The organism is Pseudoalteromonas sp. NCCP-2140 (assembly GCF_023708065.1).
Classification (GTDB): Bacteria; Pseudomonadota; Gammaproteobacteria; order Enterobacterales; family Alteromonadaceae; genus Pseudoalteromonas.
On record NZ_BRCZ01000001.1, the window covers coordinates 344322 to 371108 of the forward strand.

General features: G+C 39.2%; 25 protein-coding genes. 20 read left to right on the top strand and 5 right to left on the bottom strand.

The window, feature by feature from the left end:
* Positions 1-64: 64 nt before the first annotated feature.
* The 4 genes from NFU46_RS01695 (at position 65) to NFU46_RS01710 (ending at position 4940) form a co-directional block, all read left to right on the top strand.
* Positions 65-253: a DUF2798 domain-containing protein gene (locus NFU46_RS01695; RefSeq protein WP_228482543.1), complete on the top strand. Its 189-nt coding sequence runs from the start codon at positions 65-67 to the stop codon at positions 251-253.
* Positions 250-1182, top strand: coding sequence for a YeiH family protein (locus NFU46_RS01700; RefSeq protein ID WP_166340101.1), 933 nt, complete (start codon positions 250-252; stop codon positions 1180-1182). The genes NFU46_RS01695 and NFU46_RS01700 overlap by 4 nt, the downstream gene beginning before the upstream one ends.
* Complete coding sequence (locus NFU46_RS01705; protein ID WP_251599101.1) at positions 1179-2342, top strand: endonuclease/exonuclease/phosphatase family protein; 1164 nt, start codon at positions 1179-1181, stop codon at positions 2340-2342. The genes NFU46_RS01700 and NFU46_RS01705 overlap by 4 nt, the downstream gene beginning before the upstream one ends.
* A 105-nt stretch (positions 2343-2447) precedes the next feature.
* Positions 2448-4940 carry a prolyl oligopeptidase family serine peptidase gene (locus NFU46_RS01710; RefSeq protein WP_251599104.1) on the top strand — a complete coding sequence of 831 codons (2493 nt, stop codon included), beginning with the start codon at positions 2448-2450 and terminating at the stop codon, positions 4938-4940.
* A gap of 70 nt (positions 4941-5010) precedes the next feature.
* Here the strand turns inward: NFU46_RS01710 and NFU46_RS01715 are convergent, their stop codons facing one another.
* On the bottom strand, positions 5011-5604 hold the full coding sequence (locus NFU46_RS01715) for a hypothetical protein (protein ID WP_251599108.1): 594 nt from the start codon (positions 5602-5604) through the stop codon (positions 5011-5013).
* A 52-nt stretch (positions 5605-5656) separates the two neighbouring features.
* Positions 5657-6241, bottom strand: coding sequence for a rhombosortase (gene rrtA, locus NFU46_RS01720; RefSeq protein WP_251599112.1), 585 nt, complete (start codon positions 6239-6241; stop codon positions 5657-5659).
* Positions 6242-6326: 85 nt separating this feature from the next.
* Here rrtA and ggt point away from each other — a divergent pair, with 85 nt between their 5' ends.
* The 3 genes from ggt to NFU46_RS01735 all read left to right on the top strand — a co-directional run bounded on the left by ggt (position 6327) and on the right by NFU46_RS01735 (position 10805).
* Positions 6327-8084 (top strand): gamma-glutamyltransferase, encoded by a 1758-nt coding sequence (ggt, locus tag NFU46_RS01725; RefSeq protein WP_251599115.1) that lies wholly within the window; start codon positions 6327-6329, stop codon positions 8082-8084.
* Between the two features lie 174 nt (positions 8085-8258).
* Positions 8259-9953 (top strand): NAD-dependent malic enzyme, encoded by a 1695-nt coding sequence (locus NFU46_RS01730; protein WP_062565377.1) that lies wholly within the window; start codon positions 8259-8261, stop codon positions 9951-9953.
* Positions 9954-10088: 135 nt separating this feature from the next.
* A complete protein-coding gene (locus NFU46_RS01735) occupies positions 10089-10805 on the top strand; it encodes an SIMPL domain-containing protein (protein WP_062565358.1) in 717 nt (238 codons plus the stop codon).
* A 6-nt stretch (positions 10806-10811) separates the two neighbouring features.
* Here NFU46_RS01735 and NFU46_RS01740 read toward each other — a convergent pair whose 3' ends face one another.
* The gene (locus NFU46_RS01740; RefSeq protein ID WP_175078312.1) at positions 10812-12164 is read right to left on the bottom strand and encodes a DUF2254 domain-containing protein; all 1353 of its coding nucleotides are present in this window, start codon (positions 12162-12164) and stop codon (positions 10812-10814) included.
* Positions 12165-12283: 119 nt separating this feature from the next.
* Between NFU46_RS01740 and NFU46_RS01745 the strand changes: the two genes are divergently transcribed.
* From NFU46_RS01745 to NFU46_RS01765, 5 genes are all read left to right on the top strand, one after another.
* The gene (locus tag NFU46_RS01745) at positions 12284-12658 is read left to right on the top strand and encodes an MAPEG family protein (RefSeq protein ID WP_175078313.1); all 375 of its coding nucleotides are present in this window, start codon (positions 12284-12286) and stop codon (positions 12656-12658) included.
* Between the two features lies 1 nt (position 12659).
* Positions 12660-13562, top strand: coding sequence for an ABC transporter substrate-binding protein (locus tag NFU46_RS01750; RefSeq protein ID WP_251599119.1), 903 nt, complete (start codon positions 12660-12662; stop codon positions 13560-13562).
* Positions 13559-14191, top strand: a complete 633-nt coding sequence (locus NFU46_RS01755; protein WP_251599122.1) for a sulfotransferase — start codon at positions 13559-13561, stop codon at positions 14189-14191. The genes NFU46_RS01750 and NFU46_RS01755 overlap by 4 nt, the downstream gene beginning before the upstream one ends.
* A gap of 45 nt (positions 14192-14236) precedes the next feature.
* Positions 14237-14809: a tRNA-(ms[2]io[6]A)-hydroxylase gene (locus NFU46_RS01760; protein ID WP_054561468.1), complete on the top strand. Its 573-nt coding sequence runs from the start codon at positions 14237-14239 to the stop codon at positions 14807-14809.
* Positions 14810-15004: 195 nt separating this feature from the next.
* The gene (locus NFU46_RS01765; RefSeq protein ID WP_055197077.1) at positions 15005-15376 is read left to right on the top strand and encodes a hypothetical protein; all 372 of its coding nucleotides are present in this window, start codon (positions 15005-15007) and stop codon (positions 15374-15376) included.
* Here NFU46_RS01765 and NFU46_RS01770 read toward each other — a convergent pair.
* A complete protein-coding gene (locus NFU46_RS01770; RefSeq protein ID WP_251599125.1) occupies positions 15368-16075 on the bottom strand; it encodes a metallophosphoesterase in 708 nt (235 codons plus the stop codon). The genes NFU46_RS01765 and NFU46_RS01770 overlap by 9 nt on opposite strands.
* Before the next feature lie 245 nt (positions 16076-16320).
* Between NFU46_RS01770 and NFU46_RS01775 the strand changes: the two genes are divergently transcribed.
* Both NFU46_RS01775 and NFU46_RS01780 read left to right on the top strand, forming a co-directional pair.
* Positions 16321-17898, top strand: a complete 1578-nt coding sequence (locus NFU46_RS01775) for an ATP-binding cassette domain-containing protein (RefSeq protein ID WP_251599128.1) — start codon at positions 16321-16323, stop codon at positions 17896-17898.
* A 59-nt stretch (positions 17899-17957) separates the two neighbouring features.
* Entirely contained in the window at positions 17958-18338 is a 381-nt protein-coding gene (locus NFU46_RS01780; protein ID WP_251599131.1) for a hypothetical protein, read from the top strand.
* Between the two features lie 118 nt (positions 18339-18456).
* Here NFU46_RS01780 and NFU46_RS01785 read toward each other — a convergent pair whose 3' ends face one another.
* Entirely contained in the window at positions 18457-19134 is a 678-nt protein-coding gene (locus NFU46_RS01785) for a hypothetical protein (RefSeq protein WP_251599134.1), read from the bottom strand.
* A gap of 612 nt (positions 19135-19746) precedes the next feature.
* Between NFU46_RS01785 and NFU46_RS01790 the strand changes: the two genes are divergently transcribed.
* The 6 genes from NFU46_RS01790 to NFU46_RS01815 all read left to right on the top strand — a co-directional run bounded on the left by NFU46_RS01790 (position 19747) and on the right by NFU46_RS01815 (position 26577).
* Positions 19747-20253 carry a hypothetical protein gene (locus NFU46_RS01790; protein WP_251599137.1) on the top strand — a complete coding sequence of 169 codons (507 nt, stop codon included), beginning with the start codon at positions 19747-19749 and terminating at the stop codon, positions 20251-20253.
* 790 nt (positions 20254-21043) lie between these two features.
* A complete protein-coding gene (locus tag NFU46_RS01795; RefSeq protein WP_054553848.1) occupies positions 21044-21439 on the top strand; it encodes a response regulator in 396 nt (131 codons plus the stop codon).
* Positions 21440-21446: 7 nt separating this feature from the next.
* Entirely contained in the window at positions 21447-22340 is an 894-nt protein-coding gene (locus NFU46_RS01800; protein WP_251599140.1) for a MoxR family ATPase, read from the top strand.
* 3 nt (positions 22341-22343) lie between these two features.
* Complete coding sequence (locus NFU46_RS01805; RefSeq protein ID WP_251599143.1) at positions 22344-23303, top strand: DUF58 domain-containing protein; 960 nt, start codon at positions 22344-22346, stop codon at positions 23301-23303.
* 2 nt (positions 23304-23305) lie between these two features.
* Entirely contained in the window at positions 23306-25246 is a 1941-nt protein-coding gene (locus NFU46_RS01810; RefSeq protein WP_251599146.1) for a DUF3488 and transglutaminase-like domain-containing protein, read from the top strand.
* Between the two features lie 8 nt (positions 25247-25254).
* A complete protein-coding gene (locus tag NFU46_RS01815) occupies positions 25255-26577 on the top strand; it encodes a Na+/H+ antiporter family protein (protein ID WP_251599149.1) in 1323 nt (440 codons plus the stop codon).
* Positions 26578-26787 lie beyond the last annotated feature (210 nt).

Here is a 26787-nt window from a genome sequence, read left to right on the forward strand (position 1 = left end):
TTTATATTAATATTAGTTCGTTATGTTACATCCTCGATTTAGAACAGTCGTATTTGCGTTCTTTATGGCGCTGTTTATGTCTGGATTTATGTCCTTAGTGATCAGCATCTTTAACGTTGGTTTAATCGATAACATTGCAACCATTTGGCTTAAAGCATGGGCTTTTGCATTTTGCGTGGCATTTCCTACCGTTATTTTTGTTGCACCTGTGGTGCATAAGCTAACCAATAAACTTATCAGAGCACCGTTGTGATAGCCGAACGCCCAAAGCAGTTTCTATTTATTGCACTATTTTTAGTATCTGCTTTACCATTTGTTGGCTCTGCTACGGCACTTGTGGTCGGTGCTTTATTTGCCATGATATTAGGCAACCCATTTGCAGTGCAGTCACAAAAAATAAGTAAATGGATGCTAAAGTTGGCGGTGATTGGCTTAGGCTTTGCTGTTGATTTTAATCAAGTTATAGAAGTAGGACGCAGCTCTATTGTGCTTACTATTGTCAGTATTACCGCTATTATTGGCCTTGGTGAAATTTTATCTCAGTTATTTAAGTTAAATAAAAACACCGGTGTACTTATTTCATTTGGTACCGCCATTTGTGGTGGTAGCGCCATTGCAGCAATGGCGCCGGTTATAAAGGCCAAAGATCACGAAGTAGCCATATCACTCGCTGTGGTGTTTTTATTAAACGCCCTTGGCTTAGTGTTATTTCCAATGATTGGTCATTACTTTGGCCTGACTGAGCAACAATTCGGTGTTTGGGCTGCACTTGCTATTCACGACACCAGTAGTGTAGTGGGGGCTTCCGCTGCGTATGGCGCATCAGCACTTGCTATTGCTACAACCATTAAACTGACCAGAGCGATGTGGATAATCCCTTATACGAGCATCGCGGGTGTGTTTTGGAAATCGGATGAAAAAGCCAGTATCCCATTGTTTATATTTGGTTTTTTAGCGGCGGCGCTAATTAACTCGAGCTTTCCTGAGTATCAAACACTGTGGCATGCACTCAATGTTGGTGCTAAACAAGTTTTAGTAATGACCTTATTTTTGATTGGTAGTGGTTTATCTATTTCAGTCTTAAAACAAGCGGGCATTAAACCTTTTATCATGGCGATGATCTTATGGATCATTGTCAGCAGTATTATTTTACTACTTATAGTAGACGGATTTATTTCATGAAAAACGCTTTATTAACTTCTTCAATAGCACTGGCTGTAGGCTTATTTGCTAACAATGTATCGGCTGCTGATTTACGTGTTGCTACCTTTAATGTGAGTATGGATGCAACTAACTACGCTAAAAAAGGCGAGGCGATCGATAAAGATGCTTTAAGCAAAGCATTAGCGAGCAACCACCAGCAAATTCGCAACATTGCCGAAATTATTCAGCGCGTAAGACCTGATGTAATTTTACTCAATGAGTTTGATTATATTGATGCCGACAAAGGCATTAACGTATTTCGTAAAAACTACCTGCAAGTATCGCAAAATAAGCAGGTTGCCATCGATTACCCGTATTACTTTATTGCACCTGTTAACACTGGTTTACCTACTGAGTTTGACCTAGACAATGATGGTGTAAAGGGGCATTACAAAGGTGACGCACACGGCTTTGGCTTCTTTGAGGGGCATTATGCAATGGCCGTATTGTCGCGCTACCCAATCGATTTAGATAAAGCGCGTACATTACAAACATTCAAATACAAAGATATGCCAAATGCACAAATGCCCATTGACCCCAAAACAGGTAGGGACTGGTATTCAGCTGAAGAATGGCAAGCAATTCACCTAAGTTCTAAGTCTTTTTGGGATTTACCAATAGATGTAAAAGGCAAAACGTTTCATTTGCTTGCTTCGCACCCAACGCCGCCTGTTTTTGATGGTGACGAAGACCGTAACGGTAAGCGTAACCACGATGAAGTACGCCTAGTTGCTGATTACATCAACAATGCTAACTACATTTACGATGATAAAGGTCAAAAAGGTGGCTTAAAACCGAAAAGCCGCTTTGTTATTGTTGGTGATTTAAATGCTGCGCCAGAAGGGGGTAAGGCACGCCCGAATACCACAGACCAAATTTTAAAAAACCCATTAGTGAATACCTCTTTTACGCCAACAAGCAAAGGCGCTAAAGAATCGTATAAAGAAGATTACGCTAAAAACTATACCGCTTATTGGCAAGCTCGTGCTGATTACGTTTTACCATCAAATTATGGTATTGAGATAAACGATGGTGGCGTTTTTTGGCCACAGAAAAACTCTGAACTGTTCCGTTTAATTAAAGATCGTAACGCATCATCTGATCACCGTATGGTATGGCTTGATATCAGCTTAAAATAAGCTGTTATTAAACGGAAAACTTTGGCTGTTTATCCTATAAAAATTGCTATTTCATCAGTGCTTCTGCTTAAATAGGGCGAATTATAATAACCCGTAAGAAGCACTATGAAATTCAAAACCACTGCTAATAAAACGTTAGTGGCTCTCGCAGTCGCATCTAGCTTCATGCTAGCAGGTTGTCAATCAACCGCCTCAACGCCTTCTGAAGAACAAGTTACCAATGTAGCACCAGTTGTTGCTACTCCTGCTGATACAGGTTCAGCTGAAATCACGTTAGAGCAAGCAATGGCTCACCCTGATTGGTTAGGCCGTCAGCCTGAGCGTGCTTTCTGGAATGGTGATTCTAACAGCATCGTTTATGCACAAAAGCAACAAGGCAATGAGTTACGCGATTTATACGTTCAAGCGGTAAATAGCCAATCTGCATCACAATTAGCATTAAACAAACTACACACTGTAGGCGCTAAAAATGCCGTTTATTCTGCAGATAAAAAGCAACAGGCTTATGCATTTGAAGGTAATATCTTCGTTAAAAACCTAAGCACTGGGCAAATTATACAAATCACTCACGATAGCGCACATCAATCAAAACCACAGTTTTTAACTGATGGTAGCCTTGCATATCGCCAAGGTAATGCATTTTATAAAGTTGATTTAGCAACGGGTCGTCAAGTTGAATTAGTTAACTTGCACCTAGACGATGCACCTAAAGGTGTACAAGAGCCAGACACTTACATTGCAAAAGAGCAGCACAAACTAATTGATTACATTGCGCTGACGCACAAAAACAAAAAAGATCGTGAAGAGCGTAAAGCACAAATCAACGAGCAAAACGACAGCATTGCTAATGCACAGTTTTATTTAGGTAAAGGTAAGCGTTTAGCAGATGTACAGCTTTCACCAAATGGCCAAGCACTTGTTGCAGTAACCACAGAAAGCCGTTCATGGCGCGATGAAGGCGATATCATGCCTAATTACATTGCCGATGATGCACGCGTAAAAGCAGAAAAAGTACGCCGTCGTGTTGCCGATGAAAAACCAATCAGCTCAGACGTTGTTTACATCGACCTTAAATCAGGCGAGCAAACAACCCTGGCATTCAATACCTTACCAGGTTTTGATGAAGACGTACTTGCAGCTGTTAAGAAAGAAAACTACGCCCGTGATGGTAAAACTTATAAGTCTGAAAAAGCACCACGTGCCATCAACTTAATGATGGATTGGGGTTGGGACCAAAGTGCAATCCAATGGAACACAGATGGTTCACAAGTAGCTCTTATGCTTGAAGCATGGGACAACAAAGACCGTTGGTTAGCCACTGTTGATACACAAAACAATAAACTTGTTTCACAGCACCGTCTGCATGACGACGCGTGGGTTAACTATGCATACAATGATTTTGGCTGGTTGAACAACTCAGACACGCTTTACTACCTATCAGAAGAGTCTGGTTACAGCCACATTTATAAAAAGCCACTTAATGGTAAAGCAACGCAGCTTACTAAAGGCCAATTTGTTGTTTCTAACTTAACGTTAACGGCTGATAACTCAGCGATTTACTACAAAGCAAACGTTGAGCACCCAGGTCTTTACGAAATCTATCGTGTAAACCCTGCAAACGGTGAATCTGAGCAAGTAACAAACCTTGATGGTATGACTGATTACCAGTTAAGCCCAGATGAAAGCAAACTATTGCTAACTCACTCAAAAATTATGTCGCCGCCTGAGCTTTATGTTGCTGATGCAAAAGCAAACACCCAAGCAACTCAGTTAACGCATACAGTATCTGATGAGTTCTTAGCGAAGAAGTTAATCGCACCTAAGATTGTTGCTGTGCCTTCAAGCCACACTGATCAGCCAATTTACGCGAAAGTATATTACCCTGCTGATTATAAAGAAGGCGAAACAGGTAAAAACCGTAAAGCAGTTATCTTTAACCACGGCGCTGGTTACCTACAAAACTCACACATGGGTTGGTCTGGTTACTTCCGTGAGTTTATGTTCCACTCTCTACTTGCTTCAGAAGGCTATGTAGTAATGGACATGGACTACCGTGCATCGAAGGGTTACGGCCGTGATTGGCGTACAGCTATTTACCGTCAAATGGGTACACCTGAGATCCAAGATTTAGCAGACGGCGTAAGCTGGATGGCAGACAACGCAAACGTAGATACACGAGCTGTAGGCACTTATGGTGGTTCTTACGGTGGTTTCATGACGTTTATGGCGCTATTCACACAACCTGATTTATTCAAAGCAGGTGCTGCACTTCGTCCGGTAACTGATTGGGCTCACTACAATGGTCCTTATACGTCTAACATCTTAAACCACCCAGATGTTGACCCAATTGCTTATGAAAAGAGCTCACCAATTTACTTTGCTGAAGGTCTTAAGAGCCATTTATTAATTAATGCGCCTATGGTTGATGACAATGTATTCTTCCAAGACTCAGTACGCTTAGTACAGCGCTTAATTGAGCTAGAAAAAGAAAACTTTGAAACAGCTATCTTCCCAGTTGAGCCACATGGTTTTGTACAACCATCAAGCTGGTTAGATGAATATCGCCGTATTCATAAGCTATTTAAAGAAACGCTTTAATCAATAGCGTAAAAAAAACAGCCACTTAAAGTGGCTGTTTTTGTTTGTAATAGAATTTATCCAAAAGGGGTTATTTACAATGAAATTCACTCACATTAAGTACTGTCTTACTTTGCTCTGAGTCGTTTTCAAAAATTAAACTATCACCCTCTAAACTCATTTTATAGTCTTTCATCCATGATAGATTAGCTATTAACTCCAATTCATAGCGATTAAACGAAGCAGGGCACTTTAAATACACATAATGGTGAGCAGTTCCAAAAGCTCCAGGGTCTGATGTGTAGACATAAAAGGTGCGATATTCAAATGCCTGTTCTTGGTGAACGTAATCAGTATTTGAGTTAAACATGTTGTTGAATAATAAAAGTAAACCAATACCAAAGAACATTAAGCATGAATACAAAATACTAAGAATAAGGGTCAAATGAGCAATAATTTTATTCTTAAACGATTCTTTAACGATTCTGTATTTTGCTAACAACAGACAAAACCCAATACAAAGTGAGCAAAATACTATGGTGTAATAGATATTATCAAGGCTTGCCATAAACGTTGGTGAAACAAATTTTAAGTTTACCAATTGGCCAAATAGCCCAGCCAATAGAGGCCCGTAAAGGCAAAATAGGATAATGCGAAGGTAAATATCTCCTTTATTTTCATTCATTTAAAATTCCTTTTTCTAGTTAACAAAGAGCAGTTGTAAAGAGCTAGTAAGGTTACCCGCGCTTTTTTATTATTTTTATAAAGACAGGCAAAGCCAACAGTGTGCCGCCAATTGCGCCAATAAAGTGGGCATCAATGGCAACATTAGAGGCGATTAGCTGACTCACCGATTCACTCGGGCCTGCTATTTGCTCCCAAATCACTTTAGCCCAAGTACCAGCAAACAATAACCAGCCTGAAAACATGCCTGCTTGTACATCTTTAACTGCACCCCAAATGATCACACCGTGCAATAGGGCACTTAACCCGGTGTAAATTTGGATATCTGGGCAAAATAGCCATACACCTAAGCCACACCATAATGCAAGAGTGGCAATATTAAACGCATAGCGAGTAGGGCTTGTATGTTCAGCGTGTAGAGCCCAAATTAATAAAATTCCGGCACAATTTAAGCCTAAATGGGGCCAATTTGCGTGTACAAATTGACTAGTGAAAATGCGCCAAAATTCACCATTTGCAACTAACTCACGGTTAAATTCGAGATATTCATTTAAGTTAAAAGTAGCAAATAAGGAACTTAGTATTACTAAACACAATGGCGGCAGAATATATTCTAGTTTCAGGGGCAGGTTTATCATGTTATTTTTGTTGTATCTGAGATTGTCGCCTATTGTGCACGTTTAATTTTAAGATGCCAAATACACTACGGGATTAAGTTTATTTATGTTATTCAAAACCAAAGCGCTGTTAGCTCTGTCCACCTCATTAATTTATTCAACGGCTATTTTTGCAACTCCTGCAAAAATTGAAACTCGCGAACCTGAAGCTGCTACAGGCTTTGCTCATAAACAGGTTGTTGAAGGCGATAAGTACATGGTCGCAGCAGCAAACCCTTATGCAGTAAAAGCTGGGCAAAAAATGCTTGAGCTAGGCGGCTCAGCAGTTGATGCAGCCATTGCAACGCAATTAGTACTGACACTGGTAGAACCGCAATCATCGGGTATCGGTGGTGGTACATTTATGATGTACTTCGACAGCAAAACCAAAAGCCTAACCAGCTTTGATGGCCGCGAAACGGCTCCAAGCAATGCTGATGAAACACTATTTTTAGATAAGCACGGTAAAGCCGTAAAATGGATTGAAGCCGTTGTAGGTGGTCGTTCTGTTGGTGTTCCAGGTATTTTAGACGCTTTTGCCACAGCCCATAAACGTTACGGTAAGTTAGAATGGCAAACCTTGTTTGGCCCTGCCATTGAACTGGCTGATAAAGGGTTTGTTGTGTCGCCGCGTTTACATCAATTATTGGCTAAAGAGTTAAACCCAGGGGTTACTAAGCTACCTGTTATTCGTGACTACTTTTTCCCTGATGGTAAACCGCTTGCTGTAGGTACGGTTAAAAAGAACCCTGAACTTGCCGCGCTTTATAAAGATATAGCGAAACAAGGCATTGATGCTTTCTATAAAGGTGAAAACGCCAAAGAACTTGTGCATGCAGTGCAAAACTCTGCAGTTGCACCGGGTACTATAACGGTTGAAGACTTAGCTAATTACAAAAGCAAAGAGCGCGCACCTGTGTGTGTTGATTATCGCCAATACGAAGTATGTTCAATGGCACCACCAAGTAGTGGTGGTGTAGCTGTATTACAGATTTTAGCCTTACTTGAACATAAAGACATGGCTAAACTTAAACCAAACTCAGTACAGGCGCTGCATTACTTTACACAAGCATCGCGTTTAGCATTTGCTGATCGTAACGTGTATATGGGCGATCCTGACTTTATGCCAATCCCAACTCAAGGTTTATTAGATAAAAACTACCTTGCAGGTCGTGCAAAGCTTATTTCTGAAAAAGACGCTCACGCCGAAGCTGGCACACCGCCAAACTCACTCGCGTACGCGCAAGATGATGCATACGAGTTACCATCAACCACCCATGTATCGATTGTTGATAGCCAAGGTAATGCGGTATCGATGACCAGCTCTATCGAAATGGCGTTTGGTTCAACAGTAATGGTGAACGGGTATATTTTAAACAATCAACTAACAGACTTTGCTTTATCACCTACCAAAAATGGTAAGCCATTAGCTAATCGCGTTGAAGCGGGTAAACGCCCGCGTAGTTCAATGTCGCCAGTCATGGTGTTTAACAAAGACGGCAGCTTACGTTTAGTGGTTGGTTCACCGGGTGGTAGCCGTATCATTGATTATGTAGCTCAAGTGGTTGTAGGTGTGCTTGATTGGAACCTAGATGCACAAACAGCTATTAACTTACCGCGCATTACTAATCGTAATAATTACACAAGCCTCGAAAAGGGCACTGAACTTGCCAACGCCGAAGCTGATTTTGTTAACCGCGGACACACAGTTCGTATCCTAGATTTAAACTCTGGTTTACATGCTGTTGAAGTTAAAGACGGTAAACTTTATGGCGCAGCCGATCCACGCCGCGAAGGCATCGCTTTAAGTGATAAAAGCCACTAAAAACAAGCTCAGCAGCCTTAAAGCTGCTGAGTTTTCATGTATACTATCCGCTATGCTATTTAGAGCATAAAATTCATTTTCTTCAATGGTCTGACAAGGTGAATTGTCATTGCAATTTCGCCTTCAAGAGTAATAATGTCAGGTCATAATTATGACGCATCAAAGCTTGGAAATATGACTACAAATACCGATCCAAATTATCTTTATATTCCTTATTCAGGCCCAGGTCTGATCGAAACGCCACTATTAAATAAAGGCAGTGCTTTTTCACAAAAAGAAAGGGAAAATTTCAACTTAGCCGGTTTACTGCCACCGCGTTATGAAACGATCGAAGAACAAGTTGAGCGTTGTTACCAACAGTATTCAAGCTTTAGCGATAATTTAAATAAGCACATCTACCTACGTGCTATTCAAGATAACAACGAAACACTTTACTACCGTTTAGTGCGTGATCATCTTGAAGAAATGATGCCAATTATCTACACACCAACGGTAGGCGATGCTTGTGAAAAGTTCTCAGACATTTACCGCAGTGCCCGTGGTCTATTTATTTCTTACGAAGATCGTTTCCAAATCGATGATATTTTACGTAACGCGACTAAAGGCAAAGTAAAAGTTATCGTTGTGACTGACGGTGAGCGTATTCTTGGTTTAGGTGACCAAGGTATTGGTGGCATGGGTATTCCAATTGGTAAATTATCACTTTACACAGCATGTGGTGGTATTAGCCCAGCTTATACGTTACCAGTAATGATTGATGTTGGTACTAACAACGAAAAGCTACTTAACGACCCTATGTACATGGGTGCACGTCATAAACGTATTTCGCAAGAAGAGTATGACGAATTCTTAGATCTATTCATCAAAGCCGTTAAACGTCGTTGGCCAAATGTGTTACTTCAGTTCGAAGACTTTGCACAACCAAATGCCATGCCATTACTAAAACGCTACCGCGATGAAATCTGTAGCTTTAACGATGATATTCAAGGTACTGCTGCGGTTACTGTAGGTTCTTTACTAGCTGCATGTCGTGTTAAAGGCGCGAAGCTTTCTGAGCAAAAAGTTGTGTTTGTTGGTGCAGGCTCTGCGGGTTGTGGTATTGCAGAGCAAATTATCAGTACTATGGTTGCTGAAGGCATTAGCGATGAGCAAGCGCGTTCTCAAATCTTCATGGTTGACCGTTTTGGTCTGCTTACTGAAGGTATGGAAGGCTTACGTGACTTCCAACAAGCACTTTGCCAATCTAAAGATGGTTTAAGCGAGTGGACATACAGCGGTGAGTACGCATCTTTATTAGATGTAATGCACTGTGCACAACCAGACATCCTAATTGGTGTATCAGGCCAACCTGGTTTATTCACAGAACAAGTTATTCGTGCAATGCACGCATCTTGCCCACAACCGATTATCTTCCCGTTAAGTAATCCGTCTAAGCAAGTTGAAGCGCTTCCTTCTGATGTAATCGAATGGACAGACGGTCAAGCAATTGTTGCCTCTGGTAGCCCATTTGATCCTGTTGAGTATAACGGCCAAACGTTCCCAATCCCACAATGTAACAACAGCTACATTTTCCCGGGTATCGGCTTAGGCGTAATTGCAGCTAAAGCAACTCGCATCACAGATGCAATGCTGATTGTATCAAGTGAAACACTGGCTGAGTCTTCACCACGTGCAAACACTGGTAAAGGCAGCTTATTACCTGCACTCACTGAAATCCAATCGTTAAGTAAGCGTATTGCATTTGCAGTAGCGAAAAAAGCGATGGAAGAAGGTGTGGCACTTGAGTTGAGCGATGAAGCACTATGGGCAGCCATTGAGAAAAACTATTGGCTTCCAGAATACCGTAACTACAAGCGTCGTAGTATCTAAGCTATAACGTATTTAGTAATTGAAAAAACAGGCTTTTAAAGCCTGTTTTTTTATATCTGGATAACAGGGGTTGTTCATATTCAATTAACCCTTTAAGGTGATAATGAACGGAGTCTTAAATTAAGGAACAGTATTATGCGAAAGTTAGTTTTTACCGCTATGGCCGCCGCGCTAAGTTTTAATGCGTTAGCAGAAGCAACACCTGATGCGCCACATATTTATATTCAAGGTAACGCAACGGTTAAAGCAATCCCAGATAACGTTAAACTGACAGTCGGTATTGTTGAAGTAGATAAAGATTTAATTGCCGCTAAGAACAAAGCCGATGCAACCATGGCGAAAGCAATTAAGCTTGCTAAAAGCCAAGGTGTAGAAGAAAAGGGCATTTATGCCTCTAATATCTCAATTCATCGACAAACAGAATATAACCGCGAAACAGGTAAGCAAAACTTTGTAGGCTACAGAGTAACGCGTAGTTTGTCTGTTACGTTAACTGATATTAAAAAATACCCGATTATGCTTCAGCAACTAGTGAACTCGGGTATTAATGAGATCAATCAAACTCAGTTTGTATCAAGCAAATACGAAGAGCTACAAAAGAAAGCGCAAAAGCTTGCTATTAAAGATGCTCGTGCTGCTGCAAAAGAATTTGCCAGTGACTATGGGGTTGAACTTAAAGGCCTTTATACTGCATCAAGTAGCCCTCTCGATACAGGTAGCCAACCTTATATGCGTGCCAGCAAAATGGTTATGGCAGAAGCTGCACCAGATAACTATGTACCTGATGCATACAACGGTGGTGAGCTTACGATTAGCGCAAGCAGCTATGCGGTATATCTAATCGAAAACTAAATTCAGTTATTGATTGCTGGCAAACCTTGCCAGCAATTTTTCACCTTGCTGCTCTGAAATACGTGCTATCGCTTTTAGCATATTAGTAATTTGTTCACGGTCGTACTCATTACTAATATGCGTACCTATATCTTCTATAATCGCCCCTAAATAAACAAATAGGCTATCAGTTGCTTTTTCGTTATCAGATGCTCTAAACAATATGTTTTTAAATGCCTCTAACACATTCACCATTACATAGGCGTCATTTTTTGCGTAGTTACGAATTGGCGTAAAGTTATCATGCAGTAGTTCATCAAATGACGTTTCGTGTATAAACAGGTGTGGTTGATTGTTCTGGCATCGTTTAAGCGAGTAGTTCACATCGTAAATGTCTAAACGCAATATGAGCAATATACTCAACATATCAATGGCTTTTACCGCAGTACCGGGATCGTTAATACCCGGGCTCATAGCTTTTACAGCGATTTCTGAAATTTGTGTCATACCGTAGCGGTAATGATCGCTAATATACTCTTCGATATAAAAGATAAAGCAGTCTAGTAATTGCTCTACCAGCTCTGGTTTGTCAGATAAGTCAGTATCACACTTTAAAAACGGATAACCTTTAACCGTAAAGAAACCTTGCTTAACTGAAATATAAATTTTAATACCGTGCTGTTGGCACAAGGCGCACAATTTATCGGTATGAGCGCCCTTAAAATAGCCTTCTGTTTTACTTTTAACACTATGCCAGTCATCAAACTCAGGAAAATGTTCAACAGGGTTTTCTTGTTGCATGTCAATTATGCATTTAAGCTCGCTTTTGGTATTTTTAAACAAGTCGTTTAGTACATTATCGACCTGAATGGCTTTTGAAATTGAGTGAATAAAAAACACAAAAAAGCCCAGCGAAATTAAACCAAACACCAAAGAAAAGAAGATACCGAGCGACGGAATACCCATGTCGCCATCGCCAATGGTGCGTATGTTTATCAGCATTAATATGGTGTAGATAATACTGCCAAGATAAAACCCTAGCACTAATTGGTGTGACTTACGGGTAATAAGCCCAGGTAACACACGAGGCGAAAGGCTAGCACTGGCACTATTAAGCACCACCATAACCATAGAAAAGCTAAAAACCGTTAGCGAGATAATGCTGCCTGCAAGTGTACTGAGGATGGTTCGGGCGTTCTCTTCGCTATCTACCAGTAACACGCCAATGAGCTTTTTAAATTCCATAGATAATGACGAATACTCGACCGCTGTGGTTATTAAACCAAATAATAAAAACACCACAGAGAGCAATGAAGGGTAAAAACCGATACTACTGATCATCTCGCGGTAGTTATCGGCGATTTTTCTTGGCGTAAACATGCACTTCCTTAAGAACTGTTAGACATTAAATATCATACTGAGCTAACCTAACTACTTACTTAACAGCCTAGCAATAAACAGTGCTAAGCGTCTAACTTTAAATAAAAATTGGAAAAACTGTGATTGTTTCAACGTTTGCTGCCATTTTGGCCATTTTATACATTCAACTTAGCTTTCGTGTAATTAAACTGCGTAAAGCAAAGCGCATTTCACTTGGTGATGGTGGCGATGCTAGCCTACAAGCGGCAATACGTGCTCACGCTAATTTTATTGAATATGTGCCATTTTCATTGATTATGCTATTTTTATTAGAGTACCAAGGTCTTCCAAGCCATTATTGCTATATTTTAGGGGCAATGCTCTTGGCTGGCCGTTTTTGTCATAGTTATGCACTCGCTGATAATCTGATGAAATTACGTGTATTAGGGATGATGCTAACTTTCTTAACTATGTTTATCAGTGCCGTGATGTTATTAGTTACACAGGTATTCTAATATGCAGAAGGTTGTTTTTACTTTACTACTTTTGTTATTCTCGATTTCAGGCGTAGCTGAAGTAAAAACAATCAATGGCAAAAAAGAAATAACTATCCCTCCAGCAACACTCAATATTATTTATCCTAAAACCATGCCAAGCCTCATTGAGGATAATTATTACCCGTTTCTTTTACTTAAAACAGCCTTAAAAAGAAGTGGTTATAGATATACACTTACCCCTGCGGCAGAAGTGTTAGGGCAAAATCGTGTTTTAAAAGAAATCGAAAAAGGCACCATTGATGTTTCTTGGACCATGACCAATAAAGAGCGAGAAGAGCGTTTATTACCAATACGCGTGCCGCTTTTCAAAGGCTTGTTTGGTTGGCGAGTTATGTTCATTAACGAGCAAAATCTAGCGCACTTAAGTCAGCTAAAAACCTTAGATGATTTAAAAAGTATCTATTTTTTACAAGGTCAGGATTGGCCAGATACCAAAATATTGCGCGATAATGGCTTAGTAGTTTCTACCTCGTTAGATTTAGAGTTTTTGTTTGTGATGCTTGAAAGGGGGCGTGGCGATTTATTTCCTCGATCTATCCTCGAAATCAATGACGAATATGCAGTATTCAAAAACCAAATGCCGTTGGCGGTACTACCTCAGATAATGCTTAAATATAAAAGCCCAATCTATTTTTTCTTTAATAAGAACGACCCAGAAATAGCCAAAGCAGTGAATCAGGGCTTAAAAATAATGCGTGAGAGCGGTGAGTTTGATGAGCTTTTTTATAAATACAACGGCGAAATTATTAAAAACGCCCACCTACACGACAAAATTGTTATAGAATTGCGCAATTATGATTTACCAAGGTTAACCCCAGTCAACGACAAGTCGCTGTGGTTAGCATTTGATCAGGTGCCATGAGCTCTAAAATATTTATAATCGGTTTACCACGAACCGGCACAACCAGTATCTGTAACAGCTTTTTACAACTCGGATATAAAACCGCCCACACAGCCTATACCCAACAAGCAATTATAACCGCAGACGTTATTGCCGATACCCCGGTATTTAGCGAATACGCCTTACTTGATAAACATTTTGCAAATAGCCGTTTTATCAACCTTGAACGCAATTTAACTAAGTGGCTGCCTTCGATTAGGCAGTTATTAACACGTATGCACACTAATTTAATGCGCCCAGACGGTGGCTTTAATATCCATTTAAAGCGCTGTTATCTCGATGTTTTTGGTCAGTATAGCTTGGCAGATTTAGAATCTGATGAATACTTAACAACGTGTTATAACCGTCATCAACAGCAGGTAGCAGATTATTTTAAAGGCCGTGAACAGCAGTTATTAACACTGGATGTAGCAGACTCAAATAGCCCGCAATTACTTCAGCAGTTTTTAAACACTCAGCAGCCAATTAACTTTAAACAGCTTAATATAGGCGGTAAGGTCACAGCGTGGAATGATATAAAACATCCCGATAAAGTGTCATCGACCCGAAGTGGTAAAATTGATAAATCTCTTGGTTATAATCACACGTAAAATACGTTAAAATCGCCGCCATTATAAGTTTAGTTGTTCCTTATCATGTTTGAATTGAAATACCACACGCCATTTGAATGGACAGAAGGTGTCTTAGCTGACTTCGATACCTTTTTACAAGATCATGCTGCAGCAGAGAAAAAAGCCTCTGGTATGGCTATGTCTATGCTTTCTCATTACCCAGACCGTCGTAAGCTTGTTAGAGCCATGACAGACTTAGCACTGGAAGAAATGATCCACTTTAAGCAAGTTTTAAAGCTATTAATGGAACGTGATGTATCTCTTGGTAATGACCAAAAAGATCCTTACATCAAACAAATTCGTGCGGTATTTAGAAATGGTCGTGATGAATTTTTAATGGACCGTTTATTAGTAGCAGGCGTTATTGAAGCACGCGGACACGAGCGCTTTTCTCTTGTTGCAGAAGCTTTACCAGCAGGCAAAGAAAAAGAGTTTTATGTCGCGATTGCAAAATCAGAAGAAAAACATAAAAACTTATTCGTTGAACTTGCCTACGAGTATTTCGATAAGCAAGATGTTGATACACGCCTTGAAGAGATCCTCATCGCAGAAGCCGAAATCTGTAAAAATATTCCGTTTACAGCAGCGCTTCACTAGTGAGATGCTTGTGTATTAGGCCTTTTAGCCTAATACACAAATTAATGTTTTACCCCAAAGCAGTAAATTAGGGACTAAAAACAATAATTAAGTCTCTAGAAAATAGTTTTGCCAATCCTAATTGATTAAATAAACAGCATACATTCATCTTTCTCTCCTATAGTTAAATTAGTACCTAACTGTGAGGAATAGAGCATGAAATGGATGATGACTCTTACGACGCTGTCGTTAATAGGGATTGTAATTACCGGTAATTCAATTTACACCGAAGTTAAAATCTTTCGTTCCAACGATAAGCCAACCGAAATAACCGCTAGTATGTATCGCTCTCTTATTTGGCATAGTGATATTTATAAAGACGATCAGTTTTTAAATACCGCGCAAAGCTACTTCAGCGATGGCAAAATTGATACGCGTGAATACAGTAAACTTACGAGTTTAGCGAGCAAAATTGCCGGCCCTATCATCTACATTCAAGAAACCGATGAGCAACTGTGGCATGCAAGGTTAACCTACAAAAAATACCTTGAAGAGAAAACGGTCGAACGACTGGCAAGTTTACATTGATGAAAACTGCTTGATCAGCGTGTTAAGCTCAACAATGGTGGGCTTACCGCTGAGATAATTGGTATCAAGATGGTAACTATTGCCAAGCCAATAGGGCTTTTTGGTCGTGTTATGGCCATGTACAGAAAAGTCGATACTAGGGTTTATTATCGGTTTTTTCTCTTTGGTTAAGCTTCTATCCCAAAGCAATGCGCCAATCGCTTGTTGTATATCTTCTGTAGGATTTTGCCAATCCCAATCAGCACAGGTGGTATGCGATAAACCAATTCTTAATTTTCCGTATTCAACATAGTAAGAAAGTGGGCAGTTAAGTAGCTGCTTACAGGCAAACGCGAGCTCTTCATTGGTTGCTTCTAGATGCCAGCGGCCGCCATTCTCAACCCATAAACGGTAGTAACCTTTATCTTTTGCAAGTAAAGACTCAAGCAACATATGCTCGTGGTTACCAAGGCACATATGAACACCAAGCTCTTTAAAACGCGCAAGTAACGCAATGCTGTGCTCACCCCGGTCAATCACATCACCCAGTGAAAACAAGATATCTTCGCGTGGGTTAAAATTAACAGAGCAAAGTGCTTGTTCAAATTTAGTTAAATCTGCATCTAAATCGCCAATAACAAATACACGTTTGCTTTGTTCAAGTTGCACCTTAACTTGAATTGTGTTTTGCGAGGCAAGAGGGCTTTTAACTAAATTCAAAATACATTCCTTTAAGCAGTGTGTAGCTAAAGACTATCATAACTCTTTGCTATTTGAGCACAGGGTGGTTATTATCTAGCCTCACTTTTTAGGAGTTACCGCCAACATGAACAACTAAACCTGTTATCCAATTTCATTTTTATCTTTTTGGACCAACAGGGTTAGTAGGCGTTGCTCACTATCACTTACACTATATTACTTCTCGTGTGATCACACGCTTATGCCCCTGTAATACGGGAGGCACTATGCCACAACTTCAAGCTTTTAATTTAAGTTATCAACATGGCAATGGCGATGTTGTATTTAACGACCTTTCATTTTCACTTACTGCTAAAGTCACCGCGTTAGTTGGTAAGAACGGCTGCGGTAAATCTATATTAGCGTCAATACTTGCTAAGCAAAAAGAGCCTAGCTCTGGTACGGTTGTTTGTCATTCATCCCTCGGCTTTTATGAGCAAATGAACGATGTAAATCAAGCTGATAACCAAACTATTGCAGAGGCTATTGGGCTAGAGCCTGTGTTTTATGCCCTTGATGCTATAAACCAAGGGCAAGTTACAGATCAAAACTTAACCTTGCTTGAGGGTAATTGGGATTTACCAGAGCGCTTTAACGAAGAACTTGTAAGGCTTGGCGTAAACAACAAAACCCCTTACTCCTTAAGCAAACATTTAAGTGGCGGTCAGCTTAGCCAATTAAAGCTTTGGGCACTATTTACCTGCATAAAGCCCGATATTTTAATATTGGATGAGCCATCAAACCACCTAGATGCAAAAGGTAAAAGCTGGCTTATAAAGCAAATACACAACTTTAAAGGGCAATTATTACTAATAAGTCACGACCAAGAATTATTAGAGCAGGCTCATGAAGTTTGGGAGCTAACAACCCTTGGCTTAACACAATATGGTATGTGTTTTTCTGAGTACCAGACTCAAAAGCAGCAGCAAGTTGCTGCACTTAAAAATAAATTAAACCACGTTGTTAAACAGCAAAGTAAGCTCAAGGCAGCAGAGCAACTACAAAAGCAAAAAACACAAAAACGTGCAGGTCAGGGCACAGCCCTAAGAAAATCAGGCAGCCAGCCTAAAGTGCTGATTGATGCTAAAAAAGATAAAGCCAGCGCTAATTTATCATCACAAAGTAAAAATAGCGCTAAGCGAGAGGGTGGACTCACTCGAAATAAACATGAGCTCTCTAGCCAGCTTGAACAAACTAAAGCGCAGCAATTTTATTTAGCGCAATCAGATGAAGCTAAGCACCAAAAAATACTTAGCCTGGAGGGCGTTGTATTAGCACACGGGACACAAAAGCCGCTAAATTTACAGGTTTTCAGTAATGATAAAATTCATTTAGCGGGCGCTAATGGCACTGGTAAATCAACCTTACTTAAAACTCTGACATACGATATACCAGTAAAAGCAGGGCAGTTACATTGCAATCAAGCACTCTATTATTTAGACCAACATTTTACATTAATAAACAACGAGCTAACCCTGCTTGAAAACGTGATGACTTACTGTAAAAACCTAGATGAAAGCATCGCACGTACTCTACTTGCCAGTATTGGCTTTAGAAAAGACGCTGTTTTTAAATATGCCGCACTTTTAAGTGGCGGTGAAAAAATGAAGCTCGCTATGTGTATCGTCAGTAATATTGAAAGCGCCGCATTTTTGTTACTCGATGAGCCCGATAATTATCTCGACCTTGAATCAAAACAGCTCTTAGCTCAGTCATTACTGGGCTTTAAAGGCGGATTTATACTCGTAAGCCATGATAAATACTTTGTAGAAAGTATCAGCTGCAATAAGCAAATTGTATTATAAAATAGCCATTTATAAATAAGCGTGCTAGGGTGGTTGTAGGTACATTACAAGGAATGACTATGAATTTTACAGCCGCTTACCGCATTTTTACTGCTTTATTTATGCTGATAGTAACCATAGGCTTAGGCATGACGCTCAATGATTTTACCTCGGTGATCTACGTATTCGTGCCTTTATTACTAATGCTAGGCAGCTCATTTATGCCATTTTTTAAACAGCGAAAACTGCGTTTAATACTGTTTGCTGCCCCAATTGTTATTCTTTACTGCTTTGGTTTTTATCCTTGGCTTACAAATTACCAAGAAGTCGCTGTTTCATCATCTACCTCAACCCTCGATTTTATTATCATCCCAGTTTGGGCTACCCTCTACGGCGCAGGTTTTGTCGTGGTGTATGAGATTGGGCTAGGGGTTGCTAGGGCGTTTAATTGGGTGAAGTGAAAGAATTTCTAGCTCTAGTTTCTTATAGTTGCTCTACTGAGGCTTTTTTAAAATTTATATTAAATAAATTTTAAAAAAGGGCGAAAGCCCTTTTAAATTATGATGTTAAGTATTTAATTTATTGCCCAAATGACATGAGAGGGGTTGTAATTAAACCAAGTAGATAGAAAATTACACCTACTATAATCGCATCCTTGTTTCGGAATAAAAAATCATCCTTAGAGTTTTCCATTATAATTTTGACGTGACTCTGCCTAGAAAATGTAACTAGACTTAAAAATAAAAAACAAATCAAAATTGTATAAAAAGAATAATCTGACAAATAATCATATGCATAAGCAACTGTAGATATAGCAAAACACGAACCTAGAAGAGCAGCAAAAGAATTGCTATTGCACATTTCAAGAAGTGTGTTCTTTGTCCTTATTGATAGTATGTCTTTAGCATTTGAGATTAAATGAGTAGATTGGTGATGTTCAGCTCTATACTCAATCGAAAAGTAATTCTCAGTACAAGATAGTTTGAAAATATCGCCTAATGTAATGTATACCTTAAAGATTTTGTCTTTCTTGATTTTCTCAATTGCTTGTTGATCATTTATAAAATCTTCAATTGAAGGTGAACGATATTCACCATTTTCTCTAAGATAAATAGCTATAGAAGAATAAAATGGACTTCCAAATTCATCATTCAAAAGTTTCTCCGAAACAGCAACGATACTTAAGTACTCCATTAACTGAGTGAAGGTAAACTTGGCACTGTAAATATGTAATGTTCTTTTTTGTTTAGTAAACATTTAACTTCCTGTCTTTTCAGAAATTTCACCAATAATATCTAGCAATTGGTTCTGAAGATCAAATAAATATCTATCATGTTTTGATGTTTGCTTTTTAAGGTTCTGGTACATCTGTTCTGATTTCTTAGCTGACCATTTTTAACGGTGGACCAGTTCACATCTGATGGTTTAACCTTTCCCCAAGGCGTAAGCAATAGATTATCCTCCCTTGATATTCTACATTCTGACCACGGGCCAGTAAGCGGCATGTAACCGCGATACATAATTTCGACCAGTTTTTCTGTTCTGTTAGCAAGGGGTACAAGGAGTAGGGCATGACCGTCGAGGTAAACTCAATAAACTTACTTTTCATTGTTGTGTAAATTAGTTGCACGATCACCACCGTTGTCAAAGTGAAAACAGACATTACTTAGATAAAGCGCGTAATTGAAAACATGGTGAATATATAACGAAACTACAGGATAAATACTGAGTAACGCTTATGAAGCTAAACCCAATTTCTAGCTTAAATTAAGTGGACAAACAGATACTTTGAGTAGACTTTGATTTGGAAATAACATTAAGTTAAATTAAAAGTTAATTATATGGGAAAACAGAACACTAAGGATAGTTTTGAATAAATTAATAATTTTTCTCTTTTTATTGCCCCTCGCTATTATCTCTTTTGGTGCATCAGCAAACGCAGGACTTCCTATGATTATGCTTGCAGTGCCTGTGTATTCGATCTCTTTGTTACCAATAATTGCTATTGAAGCAATATACCTTCAAAAGAGTTTAGATTTAACCAAAGGACTATCGGTAAAAACGGCATTTGTTTCAAACTTAGTATCTACAATTGTTGGGGTTCCTTTAACTTGGCTTATTCTTGTTTTAATACAAGTGCTGACGGGTGGTGGCGCAGCGTATGGCATAGATACATTTGTCGGAAAAATGTTAGCAGTAACGTGGCAAGCACCTTGGTTAATCCCTTATGAATCTGAATTACATTGGATGATTTTATTTGCGGGGCTATTCCTACTTATTCCTTTTTATTTTGTCTCATGGTGGTCTGAATTTTTAGTTTCAAAGAAAATGCTTGCAGATACAGGGCTTAGTAAAAATGACATTAAGCTTAAATAAGGAATGCAAACCTAATAACATATAGTTTGTTAGCATGTTGGCCAATTGGATGGTACGTAGTTGGCTACGTATTAAAGTAGCAGGCAATTCATGAAAGTCTAAAATTAATAAATCATTTTTACATTCAGAAATAGTAATTTCTTACAGAGCAGTTGAACACTCATTTTGATTAAGTCATTACCAATGATATTCATTGTCTAACTTACTTAAACCAAATTGTATAGTTATCTAATTTGAGCTTGCAGGGCATCTACGTGGCTTTTGTTATTACGAACAGCTTGTTGTAGAAATAAATCATAGTTAATAAGCTTAAAGCCATAACGGTTACAGGCAGTGAAAACAAAATTGCTTTTATATTTTTGGGAAGCCGTACAAGAAAGGTATTTCAAATCTAGGTTAGTAGAATTCACAGTTGTGGACTTATTGGAATTAAGTAAATTTGGTGAAAACTTACAAAGTAAAAATGAGCAGTTCATAAAAAGCTATAAAACCGTGAAAACCAAAATTAAGCAAAAAAGGGGCTAAAAAACCTTAAAATCTAACGACTAATGAACCTGCTTATAAAGATAAATACACTATTTAACATAATATAAATTATAGGAAGTAAAGTGTCTATACATGGCTATACCTATTCTCTGTGCATGTTAAGTCCAATACTAGACGGTATCGGACATTAAGGTGGTGTTTTATCATATTATTCATTTTATTAGTGCTTGTTTCTTGAGCTTAGTTATCTCATGACTTATATTAAAACTATCAACTTGAGATGTAACGATAAGATGTAAACGATATGGAATTTGTGAAGCCGTTAGAACCTATTCTGATAATCGATGATATGCAAGATATCCGCGACTATCTAAATCAAATTTTAACTGGTCTTGGTTTTGACGATATTTTAGAAAGTCGAGATTTTGAATCAGCTAAAACCGTAATTGAAGAAAAGTCGCCCAACGTAATCTTTCTTGATATTGAACTACCTAACACTGACGGTACGGAAATTCTTGAATACTTAAATGACCGCCATCCTCATACTCATGTTGTTATGTGCTCTGGCCATAATAGTCTTGAGAATGTGCAAAACACCTGGGAATTAGGTGCTAAAGGTTTTATCGCCAAACCATTCAACGCAAAAAAAGTCGACTCTGTTATGAAACGTCTAGAATTGATGGAAACCATAACAAATTAAGTAGTTTATGAACTCGACAATCCAACTCATTATAGATGACCTATCAACGGTCATTTTTGGTAAGCAACAACAAATCAAACTCGCCCTTACGTGTTTATTTAGTGAAGGCCACCTGTTAATTGAAGATTTACCAGGCATGGGAAAAACCACTTTATCTCATGCACTTGCCGCAGTTCTTGGCTTGTCATATCAACGTATTCAATTCACTAGCGATTTATTACCTTCTGACATTCTTGGTACTAATATCTTTGATGCTAAAGAACATAGTTTTTCATTTCATCAAGGTCCGGTATTTAGCCAAGTTGTATTAGGAGATGAAATTAATCGTGCAGGCCCTAAAACACAAAGTGCACTGTTAGAAGCAATGGAAGAAAAACAAGTGACGGTAGATTCGGTTAAACACGCCCTACCATCACCATTTTTTGTGATTGCTACGCAAAATCCAGTACATCAATCTGGTACTTATCCGTTACCAGAGTCGCAATTAGACCGCTTTTTCATGCGTATTAGTTTAGGCTTTCCTGATAAACAAGCTGAGAAAAACCTCATTTTAGGCCTAAACAATCGTAATTATGACGACTTGCCTGTTCGTGTTAATCCTGAGCAACTTGCTGTTATTCAAAGAGAAATTAATAAAGTAACGATAAGCAACTCGGTGGTTGATTATATCCTTGAGCTCGTTGCGTTTACTCGCCAAGATAACCATTTTGTAAACCCACTATCACCAAGAGCCAGTATTGCGCTTGCCCGCGCTGCTAAATCATGGGCGTATATTGAAGGTCGTGATTTTGTAATGCCTGAAGATGTACAAGCTGTTTTTCCTAGCGTGACTGATCACAGGCTTGGCTTAAACGCTGGTGACAGCGGCTATGCACTTAAACATGTGCCTGTAAGCTTATAAAATATGTTTAAGCGCCCCGCTTTTATTGATCAATTTCGTCAATCTATTTTTAATAAGCTATTAAAAAATAAGCATAAAACTAACGAAATTGAGCTTCAACATAAAACGATTTATGTATTACCCTCAAAACTTGGTGGGCATTTTTTACTAATTGCATTACTGAACTTTGTGATGGGCATTAACTATCAAAACAACCTGATTTTAGCCATGGCGTATTTAATGGTGGTTGTTTTGGTTTTTGCGATACTCACCGGCTATAAAAATGTGAGAGGTTTGTCGGTTAAATACCAGTCAGTAAACGAAAGTTATGCGCCAAAAGCCCCTATTGCGCGTTTTCAAATTCAAGCACAATCATACTGTGAACTTATAAAACTGATTAATGACAACCTTGAATCTGAAACTGTGTCACTGCAAAGTAAAGAGAAAAAGACCGTTGAAATAGCGCTAAAATGCTGTGAACGTGGTGCATATGGCTTTGATAGAATCAAAATCATTAGCCACTTTCCATTTGGTTTGGTGTCTGTGTGGAGTTATATAGAGCCAACAAATACGGTTTATGTTTACCCACAACCTATCGCCGCTGAAAAGCTTGATACTCAGCTCCATGACAATGACGTATACGATGGCGATAACGCAAAAGTTAAAGCCGGTAATGATGACTTTTACCAGCTTACCCCTTTTGTGCAAGGAACAGCGATTAATAAGGTATCGTGGAAACACTACGCTAAAACTCAGCAGCTATTAACGAAAGAATTTACCAGTGATGCCTCACAGGAATTAGCACTTAATTTCAATATGTTGAGTGGCAATAATGAGCATAGATTAAGCCAGTTATGTTTTTTGGTGAACCAATTAACCGATCAACAAATGGCGTTTTCGTTAACCTTACCCAATAAACACATAGCGAAAGGCCAAGGGGTCAACCATCAAAAATCCTGCTTGCAAGCATTAGCGGAGTTTTAATTATGAATACACCGCTTATTAATACTGTTTTATCACTGCTGTTTATTGTTACCAGTGGCTTTTTGTTTACTGAAGTACCTACTCCACTCTTAGCCATATTGGCTGGCCTTAGCTTTTTAAACCTGTTTTTAGGTAAGTTTTATAAAAAACTAAATGGGTTGGTGGCGAATATTTTGGCTGCGGTTTGCTTAGTTGCCTTATTTGTTCTGGTTGGTGTGAGCGATACGGTCAAGTTATTTGTATCCATGATGCTACTTGCTAGCAGTTTTAAATTGCTACAAGCGAAAACCGTTAAACAGTATCAAACTGTGTGTTTACTGGTGTTTTTTAACCTTTCAACCGTGTATTTGTTTCACCAAGGGCTATTTGAAACCTTGGTAGTCAGTGTACTTTATATTGTTAACTTCGCGGTACTTGGCTATTTAACTAGCCCGCAAAGCTTTAAGGCCGCTAACAAACAAAGTTTTAAAACCATACTACTAGCCTTACCCATAGCGGCATTTTTGATTTTATTTTTACCTAAAATTCCAGCGTTTTGGCAGCTACCGGGGCCAAAGCTTGCTAAAACGGGGTTATCAGAGCAAGTTAACCCCTTTTCTATTGCGAAATTAGCTGAGTCAGATGACTTAGTTTTTCGGGTAGAACAACAGCCAGGGCAAACCTTACAAGCCCCCTATTACTGGCGCAGCCTTATTCATGATGAGTTTAATGGTAGTGAATGGCTAATATCGGACATTTTGAAGTCTCAACAATTTAATCCAATTCGCCGTACAATTACTCAAAGTAATAGCGTTAATTATCAGGTTATTGCAGAGCCCTCATCTTCTAATTGGCTTTTTGCACTTGGCTTTGCGCAAAGTGATAATTCTGATGTGCACTCAACCTACAATGGTTTGTTAAAGCGCAAAGGTAACTTAAACAAAAACATTAAATACGCGGTAACCAGTAGTGAGGCTATGCTGAGTCTAAATGACTTTGAAAAACGCTTATACACCCGCTTACCTAAAACAACTAATCCACAAACAACGGCACTGGCAAACCAGTTGGCTGCTGAGCATGAAAATGCGCAAGCTTACTTTAACGCGTTGCTTGATTACTTTAATCAGCAGCAGTTTGCTTACACATTAACGCCTACACCCATGTATGGTGATAATACGCTAGACCAGTTTGTGTTTGATACCAAACGTGGCTTTTGTGGTCACTATGCCAGCACCGCTGCATTTATGTTTCGTGTTGCCGGTTACCCCGCCCGTGTTGTGTCGGGTTATTTAGGCGGAGAACAAACTAAAGCCGCTACGCTGAACATTTACCAATATGATGCACATGCTTGGGTTGAGGTGTTCTTTGATGAAAAGTGGCACATATTTGATGCTACCGCTGTTGTTGCCCCGGAGCGTTTAAACGGTTCGTTATCACAACTGGGTGATTTAAACGAAAGCTTTAACGACAATCTTAACTTTGGTCTAAAGCGCTGGAGCCATTTTAAAGCAATAAACTGGCTTAGAATTCACCTTGAAGAGCTCGACTATAAATGGACTAACTGGGTGCTTACGTTTGATCAAGAATCACAACAAAGTCTATTTGATTCACTGTTTGGTAATAAGTCAGCATGGCTAACACCTTTAATTGTGTTAGGTACATTATTACTGAGCTTTACTGGCTATTTCTTATATAACAAACGCCCTATTCGAAGTAGAGAGCCGCTGGTTGATGACATCACTAAGCTTTATCTGTGGGCAAAAAAGCAAGGTATTGAGCCAGTTGATACCAACACGCCACTACAAAATATTGCTTTAATTAAACAGCAAAAGCCTAGAACAGAGGGATATTTAAGTGAGTTTGAGCAAATAATCATCGAAGTACGTTATCAACAGCAATCATATAACCAAAATCGCAAAAACCGCGTACGAGTTCTGTTAAACTCTCTCAAAACAGCCAAATAGAGAACAATATGAATGCAGTAATTGTCGGCGTTATGTTGATGCTGATCCTGACACTTTGTCGAATTAATGTCATTGTGGCGATGACGGTAAGCGCAATTGTAGCGGGTTTGACCGCAGGCCTTGGTTTATCACAAACCGTTAATGCATTTAATGATGGCTTATCGGGCGGCGCTGAAATAGCACTGAGCTATGCGATGTTAGGTGCATTTGCGGTGGCTATTTCTAAGTCAGGTTTAACACGTATTTTAGCGTCTAAGTTACTAAAGAAAGTAAACGAGAAAAGCCATAAAGGCGAAACGACACTTAGTTATCTTATATTGAGTATTATTTTGCTGTGTGCGATCTCGTCGCAAAATTTGATACCCGTACATATAGCTTTTATCCCAATTCTAATTCCGCCTCTACTTGTGGTGTTCAACAAGTTACGCCTTGATAGACGTGCCATTGCGTGTATCTTAACCTTCGGCTTAGCCACCTCTTACATGGTGCTACCTTATGGTTTTGGTGGCATTTACTTATACTCGATACTACACAAGAACCTCACTGAAAATGGCCTAGAGATTGTTAATACTCAAGTGCCGATGGCAATGATCATTCCAGCCATTGGGATGTTATTTGGTTTATTGGTTGCGGTGTTTATATCTTATCGAAAACGCCGTAGTTACGAGTCTCACAGCCTAACAGAGCAACAGCAAGAGGTTGTAATTAAGCAGCCTAAAAAGGTGTTAGCAGTGGGAATTACCGCCGTACTTTGTTCATTAGTGGCACAAAATATTAGCGGCTCTATGATCCTAGGTGGTCTTGTTGGGGTAGCTATATTTACCTTATTTGGTGTTGTAAAACTTGAGCAAAACGGCGATGTATTTAGCAAAGGTATTGCTATGATGGCGATGATTGGCTTTATTATGATTTCTGCGCAAGGCTTTGCTTCGGTGATGAAAGCAACCGGTGATGTTGCTTCATTAGTTAGCTCTGCTGCAGGAATGATTGAAGGTAACAAGCCCCTTGCCGCAGCATTAATTTTACTCGTTGGCTTATTGATTACCATGGGCATTGGTAGCTCGTTTTCGACAGTCCCAATTATAGCCACCCTGTTTGTACCACTTTGTATGGAATTAAACTTTTCTGTTATGGCTACTGCATCACTGGTTGGTACTGCTGGAGCGCTAGGTGATGCAGGCTCCCCTGCCTCTGACTCAACACTTGGCCCAACATCTGGCCTAAATGCAGATGGTCAACACGACCATATTTGGGATTCAGTGGTACCTACTTTCATCCATTTTAATATTCCGCTACTTGTTGCTGGCTGGGTTGCGGCAATGGTTTTGTAAAGTCGTGTTTTTTATTGGTTCAAGGGTTTGCTCATGCTTATTTGATTGCTGGTAATAAACTACATGCATTTAGAATGCATCGCACTCCCTCTGTTAACTTATAGCCGCATATTTTGTACCTTGCTGAGATATACTTAAAACAAATGTAGTATGATGTGTTCTTATTATGTGTTAAATTAAGCACCCGAAGGTACTTAATTTATTTAAAAC